Source organism: Zavarzinia compransoris (genome assembly GCF_003173055.1).
Lineage (GTDB): Bacteria > Pseudomonadota > Alphaproteobacteria > Zavarziniales > Zavarziniaceae > Zavarzinia > Zavarzinia compransoris.
In genome coordinates this window covers 937,301-951,614 of sequence record NZ_QGLF01000002.1, presented here as the reverse complement: position 1 = coordinate 951,614, position 14,314 = coordinate 937,301, and the positions used below count along the sequence as shown (strand labels likewise).

The following is a 14,314-nucleotide window of genomic DNA, read 5'->3' as shown; positions in this document are numbered from 1 at the left end:
GCCGATCACCTGATCGACGACGACGGCCTGGCGTTCGACGGGAAGTCCCATTCGACGGCGAGCCTGCTGAAACCGCCGCCGCGAAGACTAAGCGCGCCGCCGGAAACACGCTACTCCCAAATTTTCTGCTATGGTAGGTTCGTTCCGCGTTCGTATGACGATGGGGGACGTCAGTCATGGAAGGCTTGCCCGATCTGGCAGCCCTGCTTGCGGCAATCGAGGGGGATTTGCCGTCCGGTGTCGATCTGCGACTCGACGAGTCGCCGACCGCTGCCATTCGCAACCTGCGCGATGCGCGCAAGACCGCCACGCAGACGGAACGACGACGCGACTCGTCCGAGGACCCGTCTAGCGAGGAAAGCGCCGATGCGCAATGGGCGCTGATCGCGAATCAGGCCCCGGACCTGATCGCCTCCCGCTCCAAGGACCTCGAACTCGCCGCCTGGCTGACCGAGGCCCTGCTCCGCGCCCACAAGGAGGCGCCGCTGGCCGGCCTCGCCTTCGGCTTCCGCCTGATGGCGGGGCTGATCGAGAATTTCTGGCCGGAGACCTTCCCGCCGCCCGAGGACGGCGACGAATACGAAAAGGTCCGCGCCATCGCGCAACTGAGCGGTGAATCGGCCGAAGGCACCCTGTTCGCGCCCCTGCGCCGCCTGATGGTGACCCGTTCGGGCGCGGGCGAGAGCTATGCGCTGTGGCAATATGAAAATGCGTTCGCCCTGGCGCAGCGCCCCGCCGAGCAGCGCGAGCGCCGCATCGCCGAAGGCGCGCTGACCGTCGAGACGATCGAGGAAAGCGCCAACGCCTCGCCCGGCTGGTTCTATGTGCAATTGCGCGACCAGCTGACGGAATGCCTCGCGGCCCTTGCCGATCTCGACCGGATCGCGACAGAGAAATGCGGCTCCTACGCGCCGTCGGTCGGCCGCATCCGCGAATTCCTCGATGAATTCCTGTCGACGGTGAAGCGTCTCGGCCGCAGAGTGATGCCGGCCGAAACGGTCGAGGGCGGCGCGGCCGGCGAAGGCGCCGTCGATCTCGGCCTGGTCGAGGGCGGCGGCGGCGGCCCGGCGGCCGGCGGGGGCGGCGGCAGCTTCTCGCTGTCGTCGGGCAATGCGGCCGAGAACCGCGAGGCGGCGCTCCGCGCCCTCCAGCAGATCGCCGATTTCTTCCGCCGGACCGAGCCGCATTCGCTGCTGTCCTATACGCTCGAGGATGCGGTGCGCCGGGCGCGCATGAGCCTGCCCGAACTGATGGCCGAACTGATCGGCGACGACGCGGTGCGCCAGCAGTTCTTCGCCAATGCCGGTTACAAGCTGCCGCCGGCGGCGGACAGCAGCGGCTACTGAAGGTCGGCGCCGCCCCCGGCGGCGGCGCATTTGAGTGACGGCCGTCACTGCACGGGATCGGGAGCCCATTAAGGTCCTGTGCACGAAAGGACGGCCCGCCCCGGGGTGGAGGCACCGGGCGGGCGGCCGGGCGCGTTATGTTACATGTTCGCCATGTTACATGTTCATCATGTTACACGTTCGTCATGTTCCACGTTTCGGTATCATGCAGGAGATTGGGAGGCCACGATGGCAAGCATCAATGACAAGCTCGAAAGGGTGCGCAAGCCGCGCGTCCACATTAAGTACGAAGTCGAAACCGGCGGCGCCCAGGTGGAGCGCGAGCTGCCCTTCGTGGTCGGCGTCATGGGCGATTTCTCCGGCAACCCGGAAAAGCCCCTCGCCCCCCTGTCGGAGCGGAAGTTCGTCACGATCGACCGCGACAACTTCAGCCAGGTGATGTCGCGCGTCGCGCCCGCCCTGACCCTGAAGGTCGACAACAAGCTGGCCGACGACGGCAGCCAGATGTCGGTCCAGCTGAAGTTCAACTCGATGGAGAGCTTCGAGCCCGGCTCGATCGTCGATCAGGTTCCGGCCCTCAAGGCCCTGCTCGAGACCCGCAACAAGCTGCGCGACCTGATGGCCAAGGTCGACCGTTCGGAAGAGCTGGAAGGCCTGCTCGAACGCGTGCTCCAGAACGAAGCCGAACTGGGCGCCCTGTCGCAGCAGCTCGGCACCGAAAAAGGGGAATGAGCGATGGCTGACGTTCAGACACAAGGTGCCGCCCAGGGCGCGACGACCGAGGAATTCAACATCCTCGATCAGGCGATCAACGCCACCAAGCAGACCGAGCGCTCCGAGGCCCAGGAACTGATCCGGAACCTGACCGAACAGGCGCTGAAGGGCACCGTCACCTTCTCGAAGAACCTGACGATCACCTTCAACGAGGCCATCCGCCGCCTCGACGAGCAGCTTTCGGCCCAATTGGCCGAGATCATGCACAACCCGGACTTCCTGAAGCTGGAAGGCTCGTGGCGCGGGCTGCACTACCTGATCAACAATTCCGAGACCGGGACCTCGCTGAAGATCCGCATGCTCAATGCGACCAAGCGGGAACTCTACAAGGACCTGACCAAGGCGGTCGAATTCGACCAGTCCGGTCTCTTCAAGAAGATCTACGAGAACGAATTCGGCACCCCCGGCGGCGAGCCCTACGGCCTCCTTATGGGCGACTACGAATTCAGCAGCCACCCCGAGGATATCGAGCTGCTGTCGCTCGTCTCCAACGTCTCGGCGGCCGCCTTCGCGCCCTTCGTCTCCGCGGCCAGCCCGAAGATGTTCGGCTTCGAAAGCTACCAGGAACTGTCGAAGCCCCGCGACCTCGAGAAGATCTTCGATACCACGGAATACGCCAAGTGGCGTTCCTTCCGCGACTCCGAGGACAGCCGCTTCGTCTCGCTCGTGCTGCCCCGCGTGCTCGCCCGCCTGCCTTACGGCGCGACCACCAAGACGATCGACGAATTCTCGTATGAGGAAGCGCCGTTCGACGCCCGCGGCAACGCCAAGGCGATGGACCACGAGAAATACTGCTGGATGAACGCGGCCTATACCATGGCCGCGCGCATGACCAATGCCTTCGCGCAATACGGCTTCTGCACCATGATCCGCGGTGCCGAAGGCGGCGGCAAGGTCGAAGGCCTGCCGACCCACAACGTCATCTCGGACGACGGCGATCCGGACACCAAGTGCCCGACCGAAATCGCCATCCACGACCGCCGCGAAGCGGAACTGTCGAAGTGCGGCTTCCTGCCCCTCAGCCATTACAAGGGCACGGACTACGCCGTGTTCTTCGGCGCCCAGTCGACCCAGCGCCCGAAGAAATACGACAAGCCGGACGGCACCGCCAATGCGGCGATCATGGCCCGCCTGCCCTACACGATGGCGACCTGCCGCTTCGCCCACTTCCTGAAGGTGATGGCGCGCGACAAGATCGGTTCCTTCATGGAAGCGAGCGACGTCGAGTCCTGGCTGAACCGCTGGATCAACCAGTACACCAACTCGTCGGAAGGTGCGACGCCGGAGGCGAAGGCCCGCTTCCCCTTGCGCGAAGCGACGGTGAAGGTGGCGGAAATCGCCGGCAAGCCCGGCTCCTACAATGCCGTCGCCTACCTCCGCCCGTGGCTGCAGATGGAAGAGCTGACCACCTCGATGCGCATGGTCGCGCGCATCCCGCAGCTCGGCAACTGATCGACGGGGAGCGGCACCGGTCATGTCTCAGCCGCCGGATTCCAGCCTGCGCGACATCGTGCTGGGCGCCGGCGCCGGGGCTGCGGCCGGACCATGGTTCGGGCAGGGCGGCGGGCACGATGCCCGCCGCCTCGCCGACTGGCTGGTGGCGGGCGAGGCCGGCGGCCTTCTCGCCGACTGGCTGGGGCTCGATGCCCTGGCCGGATTGCTTGCCGGCGGCGGCCGGCGCCTGCGCGCGGCGCTGGACCGCGACATCGCCGCGATCGACCGCCTCATCGGCCTGATGGTCGATGAAATCCTGCATCACCCGGCGTTCCAGAAGCTGGAAGCGCTGTGGTGCGGCACGGCCTATGTCGTCGACAATGCGGCCCGGGCCAAGGAAGTGAAGATCCGCATCCTGAACGTCCGCTGGAGCGAGATCACCCGCGACGCCGACCAGGCCCTCGACTTCGACCAGAGCCGGCTGTTCGACCGGGTCTATACCGAGGAATTCGGCACCCCGGGGGGCGAGCCTTTCGGCCTGATGGTGGTCGACCACCCGATTTCCCACCGCCCCCAGCCGGGCCAGTCGACCGACGACATCTCGACCTTGCGCAGCCTGTCGGCGGTCGCCGCCGCCTCGTTCTGCCCTTTCATCTTTTCCGCCTCGCCGACCCTTTTCGGCGTCGACAGTTTCCGCGAGCTGGGCATGGCGACCGACCTCGCCACCGGCTTCAACCAGCCGGAATATACCCGCTGGCGGTCGCTGCGCGAGACCGAGGACGCCCGCTTCCTCGGCATCGCCGTGCCGCGCATCCTGATGCGCGCGCCCTATGCCGACGACGGCTCGCGTAATGACGGCTTCCGTTACGCCGAAAGCACCCGCCAGCTGGACGGCAGCGGCCATCTCTGGGGCGGGGCCGGCTTCGCCTTCGCGGCGGTGGTGATCCGTGCCTATGCCAATTACAACTGGTTCGGCGACATCAGGGGCGCCGACCGCGACGGCGACGTCGGCGGCCTGCTCACCGACCTCAGGATCGAGAGTTTCGCCACCGACCGCAAGGGCCTGGTGCCCAAGCCGTCGATGGATGTCGCGATCGGCGACATCATGGAACGCGAACTGGCCGAACTCGGCTTCATTCCGCTGAAGCGCGCGGTCTATACGCCGTTCTCGGTGTTCCAGTCCAACCAGTCGGCGCAGAAGCCCAAGGTCTATCGCGACGTGGTGAACGCCACCAATGCCCGGCTTTCGGCCATGATCCAGTCGATGCTGTGCACCGGCCGCTTCGCCCACTACCTGAAGGTGATCTGCCGCGACAAGGTGGGCGGCTTCATGACCGCGGGCGAATGCGAGACCTATCTCACCCATTGGCTCAGCCGCTACACCACCGCGACCACCGACCTGCCCCCGGACACGCGGGCGCGCTACCCTTTGCGCGAAAGCCGGGTCGAGGTCACCGAGCGCCCGTCGAAACCGGGCGAGTATCACTGCACCATTCACCTCCGCCCCCATTTCCAGCTGGACGAAGTCAATTCCGCCTTCCGGCTGGTCACCACCATCACCTCGGGCCAGGCGGCCTGAGCGGCAAGAACCGGGAGACAGCATCATGGCCAGCACCAGGACCGAGGCCCAGGCCGCCTTCGAGGAGGGCAACATCGAGGCGGCGGTCGCCGCCCAGCTGGCGATCGTGAAAGCGAAGCCGGCGGAACTGGGCGAGCGCGCCTTCCTGGCCGAGCTGCTGTGCTTTGCCGGCGATTTCGCCCGCGCCGACAAGCAGCTGGACGTGCTGACCACCCAGGACCCGAAGGCCGCCCTGCCGCTGGCCCTGTTCCGCCAGATCATCCGCGCCGAAACCGCGCGCCAGGAAGTATGGACCGCCGGGCGCGTGCCGGAATTCCTGGGCCCGCCGCCCGCCCATCTGTCGGCCCGGCTGCGGGCGCTGGCCGAACTCCGCGCCGGCGACAATGCCGCCGCCGCCGCCAGCCTGGCCGAGGCCGAGGCAGAAACGCCCCAGGTCACGGGCGAGCATGACGGCGCCGGCTTCGCCGACTGGCGCGACCTCGACGATGTGCTGGGCGGCACGCTCGAAGTGCTGACCTCGACCGGCAAGCATTTCTGGGTGCCGATCGAGCGGGTGATCCAGATCGATTTTCATGCCCCCGAACGGGCCCGCGACCTGCTGTTCCGCCGTGCCCTGCTCTCGGTCAAGGACGGGCCCGAGGGCGAGGTCTTCATCCCCACCCTCTATGTCCCGCCGGCCGGCGCCGAGCTTTCGCCGGATCTCCGCCTCGCCCGGGCCAGCGACTGGACGGGCGGCGACGGCGTGCCGGTGCGCGGCATCGGCCAGCGCACCTTCCTGATCGGCGACGACGCGCTCGGCCTGCTCGACCTCGGCAGCATCGCCCTGGCCGCCCAGCCGGCGGTCGAAGAGGCGGCGTCTTGAGCGTCAACATCTATGGCGATCAGCCGCTGTCGACCTCGCTGCTCGACCGGCTGGTCGATGCCGGCGGCGGCGACGGCCAGCCCCGGTCGCGCGGCGCCTCGCTGCGCGACCTGAAGCAGGCGATCCGCCGCGACCTCGAGACCCTGCTGAACGCGCGCCAGCGCTGCCGGTCGTGGAGCAGCGACCTGACGGAACTCGACACGTCCCTGGTCAATTTCGGCATTCCCGATTTCACCGCCGGCTCGTTCGAATCCCACCACCGGCTGGAAAGCCTGCGCCGGGCGATCGAGATCTCGATCCGCCGCTTCGAACCGCGCTTCGAAAGCGTCTATGTCGAGATCACCGACCAGGAGGCGGTCGACCGCAGCTTCCACATCCGCATCAGCGCCATGATGCACGCGGAGCCGGAGCCGGAACAGATCGTGCTCGACAGCCTGCTCGAATCCTCCACCCGCACGTTCGAGGTGGTCGAGAACGCGCATGACTGACGACCTGCTGCCCTATTTCAACCGCGAACTCCAGCACATCCGCCGCCTGGCCGGCGAATTCGCGGAAAGCTACCCGAAGGAAGCGGGGCGCCTGCGCCTGTCCGCCGATGCGGTCGCCGATCCCCATGTCGAGCGCCTGATCCAGGCCTTCGCCTATCTCTCGGCGCGGGTGCGCCTGAAGGTCGACGACGAATTCCCGGAATTGACCGACAGCCTGCTCGGCGTGCTCTATCCCCACCTGATCGCGCCCATGCCGGCCTCGGCCATCGTCCAGTTCCGCGCCGCCGACGACCTGGCGAAACAGGTGCACCTGCCCGCCGGCACGGAACTGGAAACGGCGGAGAGCCTCCGCGACGGCGAATGCCGCTTCCGGACCGCCTATCCGGTCGACGTCTGGCCGATCCGGATCGAGGCGGCGAGCCTGACCGGCCGCCCGATCAGCGCCCCGGCCAATCCGCGCGCGGTCGGCGCCGCCTCGGTGCTGCGCCTGACGCTGCGCACCCTGACGCCGGACCTCAGCTTCGACAAGCTAGACCTGTCCCGCCTGCGCTTCTTCCTGCGCGGCACGCCGCAGGTCGCCAATGCGCTCTATGAACTGCTCTTCACCTCGACCCTGTCGATCGCCTTCGCCGACGGCGTGAACGACCCGAACCCGGTGATCGTGGAACCGGATGCGATCCGCCCGGTCGGCTTCGAGCCGGACGAGGGCCTGCTGCCCTATCCCAAGCGCTCCTTCATCGGTTACCGGCTGCTGTCGGAATTCTTCGCCATGCCGGAGAAATTCCTGTTCTTCGACCTGGCCCGGCTGGAACGCAAGCTGTTGCTCGGGGCCGGCGACAAGATCGAGATCTTCATCTATCTCTCGCGCGGGCTGAGCGACCTCGAGCGGACCATCTCGACCGACAGTTTCGCCCTCGGCTGCACGCCGATCGTCAACCTGTTCCCCATGCGGGCCGAGCCGATCCGCCTGACCGAGCGGCACTTCGAATACCGGATCGAGCCCGACGCGCGCCGCCCGCGCGGGGTGGAGATCTTCTCGATCGACAAGGTCACCCTGGCCAGCCAGATGGGCGACGAGGTCGAGGCCGAGCCCTTCTATTCGATCCAGCACAATAGGCCGCAGAACCAGACCGGTTCCTATTGGCATGTCACCCGCCGCCCCGCGGCCGAGGGGCTGAACGGCACCGACATGTTCCTCGGCCTCGTCTCCGGCACCTTCGACGTCAATGTGCCGATGGACTGGACCGCCTCGCTCGACATTCTCGCCTTCAACCGCGACCTGCCGGCGCAATTGCCCTTCGGCACCGGCCGGCCGCGCCTGCAGCAGACCAAGGGCACCCCCGGCATCGCCGCCATCGCCCTGGTGACGGCACCGACGCCGACCCTGCGCCCCAAGCTCGGCAAGCTGGGGCGCTGGCGGCTGGTCTCGCACCTGCTGCTCAACCACCTGTCCCTGACCGACACCGTCGAGGGCGCGGATGCGCTGCGCGAGATCCTGAAACTCTACGATTTGCGGGACAACCGCGAGACCGCGGCCCTGATCGATGCGATCGCCGGCATCCGCTCGGCCCGCGGCACCGCCCGCGCGCCCGACGGCGGCGGCGTCGCCGCCTTCTGCCGCGGGGTCGACATCAGGGTCGAATTCGCCGAAACCGCCCTCGGCGGCGGCGGCGGCTTCCTGCTCGGGGCGGTGCTCGACCGTTTCTTCGGGCTCTATGCCTCGATCAATGCCTTCACGCGCCTGACCATCGCGGCCAGGGGCCAAGACCGGATTCTGAAGCAATGGCCACCGCGCGCGGGACTGAAACCGCTGCTCTGATCGCGGCGCTGAAAGCGTCGCCGGAAGAGTTTTCGCTGGTGCAGGCGGTGCGCGTCCTCGAACGCGCCGCCCGCCGGGCGAAGGCGGAAGACCCGCGCCTGGCCGATCCCACCCCGATCGGCCAGGACGGCGACCCGCGCCTCGAACCGGTGCGCTTCAAGGGCGCGGTCGGCGTCGCCTTCCCCTCGGGCGATCTCGCCGCCTATGCCGACGGCCTGCCGCCCCGCCTGTCCGTCGAAGCCATGACCCTCGACGGCGTGGCCGGCGCCCTGCCGCCCGCCTATGCCGAAATCGCGATCCAGACCGAGCGCGGCCGCCAGCACGGCTATCACGCCTTCCTCGACATGTTCCTGCACCGCTTCGTCTCGCATTTCGTGCAGGCGTCGCGGAAATACCGCCTGCCGCTGGCCTTTGAGGCGGCGGCGGACGACCAGTTCAGCGCCGCGCTGGCCGGGCTGATCGGCCTCGGCACGCCCTATCTCGACGATCGCCTGGCGGTGCCGGACGATGTCCTGCTGCATCACGCCGGCCTGCTGTCGCGCCGGCAGATGCCCCTGGTCGCCCTGGCGGCCATGCTCGGCAATGTCTTCGGGACCGAGATCGAGATCATTCCCTTCATCCGCAACATCATCCCCATTCCGCCCGCGGAACAGAGCCGCCTGCCCGATACCGCCTTTCCGGACGGGCGCTTCTGCCGGCTGGGCGTCGATGCGGTCGCCGGCGCGCGGGTGGTCGACGTCCAGGGCCGCTTCCGCATCCGCATCGGCCCGCTCGACTATGCCGGCTTCCGCAGCTGGCTGCCCGACCAGCCGAAGGTGAAGGCCCTGGCGGACCTGACCCGGATCGCCGTCGGCCCCGATTTCGGCTTCGAGCTGCAACTCTCGCTGCGGCGCGACCAGGTGCCGGCGCCCCGCCTCGGCGGCGACGGCACGACCCAAAGCCACCTCGGTTGGAACCTGTGGATGTCCGACCGGCCCTTCGACCACGATCCCGACGACGCGATCTTCGATCTCGACGCGGTGTAACCAGGAACGCTCAGCATGTCAGACTGGTCCGGCGGCTATGTGACGGATGTCGAATATGTCACCGCCTGCTATCCCGAGCAGGCGCCGATCCATCTCGACCTGATGGCCCTGCTGGCCGGGGTCGAGGCGCCCAACGCCCGCGGCCGGGCGCAATATTGCGAATTGGGCGCGGGCCAGGGCCTGACCGCGATCCTGATCGCGGCCACCAACCCGGAGATCGACGTCCACGCCATCGATTTCATGCCGGCCCAGGTGGCCCGGGCCCAGGCCCTGGCCGACCAGCTCGAGATCGGCAACGTGCAGTTCCACGAGGCCAGCTTCATCGACATGGCCGAGGGGCGGGGGCCGGCCCTGCCGCGCTTCCACTACGTCACCATGCACGGCGTCTACAGCTGGGTCAGCCGCGAGAACCAGCGCGCCATCGTGAAGTTCCTGGCCGACCGGCTGGAACCCGGCGGCCTGGTCTATACCAGTTACAACGCCCTGCCCGGCTGGAGCGAGGGCATCCCGGTGCAGCGCCTCCTGTTCGATGTCGGCAGCCATCGGGCGGGCAACCCGGCCGAGCGGGTGGGCGCCGGCTTCGACCTGATGGAAAAACTGCTGAAGAGCGGCGCCATCCATCTGACCAGCAACCAGCTGGTCAAGGAATTGCTGGAGGTCGAGGGACGCAACCCGACCTATCTTGCCCATGAATACATGAACCAATACTGGAAGCCGCTGTTCTTCGCCGATGTCGCCCGGGACTTCGCGGAGGCCAAGCTCGAATACGCGGGCCCGGCCCGGCCGCTCGAACTGTTCGACCAGTTCATGATCTCGGACGAGCAGCAGGCCCTGATCGCGCGTTTCCCGGATCCGATCCTGGCCGAAACCCTGCGCGACTATTGCCGCCCGCGCACCTTCAGGGCCGATATCCATGTGAAGGGCGCCCGGCGGATGTCCGGCGCGGAACGGGATGCCCGGCTGGCCGCGGTGCCCTTGACCCTGTGCAAAAGCCCCCTGGATTTCGCCTATCAGCTGGAAACGCCGACCGGCGTCGCCACCCTGGCGGAGGAAACCTACCGGCCGCTGGTCGAAGCCCTGGCGGAACGGGGGCCGACCACCATCGGCGAACTCCTGACCGATCCCGCCTACAAGGGCCGGCGGCCGACCTCGGTGACCGAGGTCGTGGGCATGCTGATGGCCAGCCGGGCGGTGAGCGCCGCCGTGCCGGTGGAAGACCCGGCCCTGACGGCGCATTGCCGCCAGATCAACCGCTATGTCGCCCACCGGATGGCGCAGTTGCAGACCCGCAGCGGCGTTCCCCTGGCGGCGCCGGCCCTGCGCAATGCCCGCCACCTGGAACAGATCGACGTCGTCGCCACCTATCTGATCAACCAGCAGCCGGGGATCGGGGACGAGGCCCTGGCCGCCCGCATCCTCGCCTTCGCCGCCCCGGACGACGCCCCGCCGCCGCCGGCGGAGGAGCGCGACAGGCTGCGCGCCGTCGTCGCCGGCCGACGCGGGATCTGGCGCTACCTGGGCCTTATCGACTAGGAAGGACGCAGGGACAGGACGGGAAGCGACGGATGACACCTGCAGGCGACGAAGAACCGACGGCGGTGGCCGGCCACGACAGTGCGCCGCCGGGGCCCCCGCCTCCGCCCCCAGGGCCTGGTTCGACAGGGCCTGGTTCGACAGGGCCCGGTTCGACAGGGCCCGGTTCGACGCTGGCGCCGGGGACGGTGCTCGGCCATACCTATCGCATCACCGCCTTCCTGGCCCGGGGCGGCATGGGCGAGGTCTACCGCGCCACCCACGATACGCTCGGCACCGAACACGCGATCAAGATCATCCGCCCCGAACTGGCGGGCGTGCCCGAGGTGATCGAATTGTTCCGGCGCGAGGCGATGACGCTGCGCCGGATCCACCACCGCGGCATCGTTTCCTACGACGGCCTGTTCCGCGACGAACAGGGCCGGACCTACCTGGTGATGGAATTCGTCGACGGGCCCTCGCTCGGCCATGTCATGCGCGAGCGGCCACTGACGGTGGACGAGGTGCGCATGGTCCGGCGCCGGGCGGCCGAGGCCCTGGCCGTCGCCCATGAGGCGGGCGTCTTCCACCGCGACCTGTCGCCCGACAACATCATTTTCGAGAACGGCCAGATCGACCAGCCGAAGATCATCGACTTCGGCATCGCCAAACTGGCCGATCCGTCCGAGAAGACCGTGGTCGGCGACCAGTTCGCCGGCAAATATTCCTATGTCTCGCCCGAGCAGTTCGGCCTCTACGGCGGCCAGGTGGACGGGCGCGCCGATATCTACAGCCTGGCCCTGGTGCTGGCCGCCGCCGCCATCGGCGAAAAGCTGGACATGGGCTATTCGTTGCAGACCGCGGTCGCGAAGCGCGGCGAAGTGCCCGACCTCGCGCGCCTGCCGGCGGAACTGCGCCCCGAGATCGGCGCCATGCTGGCCCCCGATCCGGCCGGCCGGCCGCAATCGATGCGCGACCTTGTCGAGGCGGAGATCACGCGGCCCGGCACCAAGCCCGTGGGCGTGCCCGGCAAGCGCGGCAAAGCCCCCGCCGGCACCGGCGAGACCCGGAAAGGCGCCAGCCGGCTGGCCCTGTGGATCGGCCTCGGCCTGATCGCCATCGCCGCCGGCGGCATCGGCGTCGTCGCCGTGGTGAAGCCGGAGCTTCTGTTCGGCAAACCCACCCAGATCGCCGACGGCACCACCACCGGCAGCACCCTGCCCGACCAGCCGTCGCCGCCACCGCCGCCGCCGATCGAGCTGCCGTCGCCGCCGCCTCCGCCGCCGGTCGAACTGCCGCCGCCGCCGCCTCCGCCGCCGGTCGAACTGCCGCCGCCGCCGCCTCCGCCGCCGGTCGAACTGCCCTCGCCGCCGCCTCCGCCGCCGGTCGAGCTACCCTCGCCACCGCCCCCGCCGCCGGTCGAACTGCCCTCGCCACCGCCCCCGCCGCCGGTCGAGCTACCCTCGCCGCCGCCACCGCCTCCTCCTCCTCCGCCGCCGCCGGCATCGGTCGAGCGCGTCGTGCCGGTCACGCTTTGCGATCGCCTGGCCGCGGATCCCGAGGATATGACGCGGGCGATCGAGAACGGCCGTCCGGTGGCCGGTGTCGAGATCGGCCGCATTTCCCGCGATGCCGTCGCCCAATGCCAGACGGCGGTCGAGAGCAATCCCGATGTCGCCCGCTTCCATTTCCAGCTGGGCCGGGCCTATGTCGCAGCCGAGGACTATGCCCGGGCGCTGGAACAGATGCTGCTGGCCGCCGATCTCGGCCACAATGTCGCCCGGGGCGACGCATCCTATCTTCTCGCCCGGCGCCTCAAGGGCATCACGCCCGATATCGCCCGGGCGATCAAGGTCGGGTTGCCGGCGGCGGAAGCCGGGGTGGTGTCGGCCATGATGAATGTCGCCTTCGCCTACCGGCTGGACAATCCGGGCACCCAGGACTTCGCCCAGGCCCGGGCCTGGTACCGCCGCGCGGCCGATGCCGGCGCCGAGGCGGCGATGTTCGCCCTCGGCCAATTGCTCGAAACCACCAATGGCGGCCCCCGCGACATCGAGGGCGCCAAGGAGCTCTACCGCCGGGCCGCGGCCAAGGGCCACGAGAATTCGCGCAAGGCCTTGCAGCGGCTGGGCAACTGACATGGCCCCCGCCCGTCCCCGCCGCCCCCGGCCCGGCCCGCATAGATCGAGCGGCGGCGGCGCAGCACAGGCGGTGATCTGGAGCGTGCTGGGGGCCGGCGTCGCCGGCCTGCTGGTCGGCGGTCTCTATTATTTCGGCGACGACCCGGGGCCGGGGCCGGGGATCAGCGTCGCCGGCCTGTCGGCGCCGCCCACACCGGCGACACCCGCACCGGCGACTCCCACGCCGGCCCCCCCCACGCTGGCGCCAGCCGCCCCGGCCCCGGCGGCCCCCGAACCGGCCCCCGCCGCCACCATCGGCGGCGGCGGCCTGGTGCCGCCCGACGAACCCCTGCTGCTGCCCGAGGCCGCCGTTCCCGCGCCCTCGACACCGGTCCCGACGATACCGGCCCGCCCGGCGACCCCGCCGGCCCCCGCCGCCCTGCCGGCCCCAACTGCGCCAGCCCCAACTGCGCCGGCCCCAACTGCGCCGGCCCCAGCTGCGCCGATCCCGGCCGCCCTGCCCGACCCGGCCCCCCCGGGCGGCGACAGGGCGCCGCCGCCCCTGACCATGCCCGGCCAGGCCCGGGCGGCGACGCTGGAAGAAATCGCCAGCAAGCCGCCGGCGGCCCTGACCGCCTATCGCGCCGCCCATAATCCCCTGGTCGTCATCCTGGATTTCCCCAGCCTGAATGCCCAGGCCCAGGCCCTGAACCGGGTCGCGGCGCTGATCGAGAAGACGGGCATGCCGCGCGACCGGGTGCTCAGCGACGGCGAATTGCGCCAGCGCATCGCGGCGGACGGCAAGAACTGGGACACGTTCTACGCCGGCCATGACTACAGCGCCGCCGCCCTGGCCCGTTTCTTCACCCTGGCGGAAGCGGTCGGCATCACCAAGCCCGAGGGCGACGTCCTCGAAATCCTGCTGAAGCTCAAAGTGCTGCGGGTCGCGGACAAGGGCTTCAAGCCCGGCGACCCCGCCCAGGCGGTGATCACCCTCGCCTCGATCGGGGCGGGGCGCAGCGACAATGTCCCGTTCCGCCGCGACGTGCTGCGCCACGAGATGGCGCACGGCGAATTCTTCACCCATGTCATGTATCGCGCCCAGTGCCATCGCTTCTGGCGCGAAGTCATGACCGAGGCCGAGCGCCGCCTGTTCGTGCGCTTCTTCCAGAAGCTCGACTACGACGTGACCGACGATGTCCTGATGGTCAACGAGATGCAGGCTTTTCTCGGCTTCACGCCGTCGCCGCGCCTGTTCGGGGCGGCCAAGCTCGGCATCACCGAGGACGAGATGGCGGGCCTGCGCCTTCGTTTCGCGCGCTATGTCACGACACTGCCCGATTTCTGACGCCCAA

At 68.9% G+C, this 14,314-nt stretch carries 11 protein-coding genes; all 11 read left to right on the top strand.

Translation table 11 applies throughout. The features are described 5' to 3' along the window. Positions 1 to 176: 176 nt before the first annotated feature. The 11 genes from tssA (at position 177) to DKG75_RS22720 (ending at position 14,307) form a co-directional block, all read left to right on the top strand. Positions 177 to 1,346, top strand: coding sequence for a type VI secretion system protein TssA (tssA, locus tag DKG75_RS10290; protein ID WP_109920976.1), 1,170 nt, complete (start codon positions 177 to 179; stop codon positions 1,344 to 1,346). A 228-nt stretch (positions 1,347 to 1,574) separates the two neighbouring features. Next, the gene (tssB, locus tag DKG75_RS10285) at positions 1,575 to 2,078 is read left to right on the top strand and encodes a type VI secretion system contractile sheath small subunit (RefSeq protein ID WP_109920975.1); all 504 of its coding nucleotides are present in this window, start codon (positions 1,575 to 1,577) and stop codon (positions 2,076 to 2,078) included. Positions 2,079 to 2,081: 3 nt separating this feature from the next. Then, a complete protein-coding gene (gene tssC / locus DKG75_RS10280) occupies positions 2,082 to 3,572 on the top strand; it encodes a type VI secretion system contractile sheath large subunit (protein ID WP_109920974.1) in 1,491 nt (496 codons plus the stop codon). Between the two features lie 22 nt (positions 3,573 to 3,594). Continuing rightward, a complete protein-coding gene (tssC, locus tag DKG75_RS10275) occupies positions 3,595 to 5,133 on the top strand; it encodes a type VI secretion system contractile sheath large subunit (RefSeq protein ID WP_109920973.1) in 1,539 nt (512 codons plus the stop codon). A gap of 25 nt (positions 5,134 to 5,158) precedes the next feature. Beyond that, positions 5,159 to 5,995 (top strand): type VI secretion system accessory protein TagJ, encoded by an 837-nt coding sequence (locus DKG75_RS10270; protein ID WP_109920972.1) that lies wholly within the window; start codon positions 5,159 to 5,161, stop codon positions 5,993 to 5,995. After that, positions 5,992 to 6,483, top strand: a complete 492-nt coding sequence (tssE, locus tag DKG75_RS10265; RefSeq protein WP_166646368.1) for a type VI secretion system baseplate subunit TssE — start codon at positions 5,992 to 5,994, stop codon at positions 6,481 to 6,483. The genes DKG75_RS10270 and tssE overlap by 4 nt, the downstream gene beginning before the upstream one ends. Continuing rightward, positions 6,476 to 8,302, top strand: a complete 1,827-nt coding sequence (gene tssF, locus DKG75_RS10260) for a type VI secretion system baseplate subunit TssF (protein WP_109920970.1) — start codon at positions 6,476 to 6,478, stop codon at positions 8,300 to 8,302. The genes tssE and tssF overlap by 8 nt, the downstream gene beginning before the upstream one ends. After that, on the top strand, positions 8,266 to 9,327 hold the full coding sequence (gene tssG, locus DKG75_RS10255; protein ID WP_109920969.1) for a type VI secretion system baseplate subunit TssG: 1,062 nt from the start codon (positions 8,266 to 8,268) through the stop codon (positions 9,325 to 9,327). The genes tssF and tssG overlap by 37 nt, the downstream gene beginning before the upstream one ends. A gap of 15 nt (positions 9,328 to 9,342) precedes the next feature. Further along, entirely contained in the window at positions 9,343 to 10,860 is a 1,518-nt protein-coding gene (locus DKG75_RS10250; protein WP_109920968.1) for a methyltransferase regulatory domain-containing protein, read from the top strand. Between the two features lie 188 nt (positions 10,861 to 11,048). Continuing rightward, positions 11,049 to 12,977, top strand: coding sequence for a serine/threonine-protein kinase (locus DKG75_RS22990; RefSeq protein WP_243746463.1), 1,929 nt, complete (start codon positions 11,049 to 11,051; stop codon positions 12,975 to 12,977). 1 nt (position 12,978) lies between these two features. Then, on the top strand, positions 12,979 to 14,307 hold the full coding sequence (locus DKG75_RS22720; RefSeq protein ID WP_133636809.1) for a hypothetical protein: 1,329 nt from the start codon (positions 12,979 to 12,981) through the stop codon (positions 14,305 to 14,307). The last annotated feature ends 7 nt before the right edge of the window (positions 14,308 to 14,314 follow it).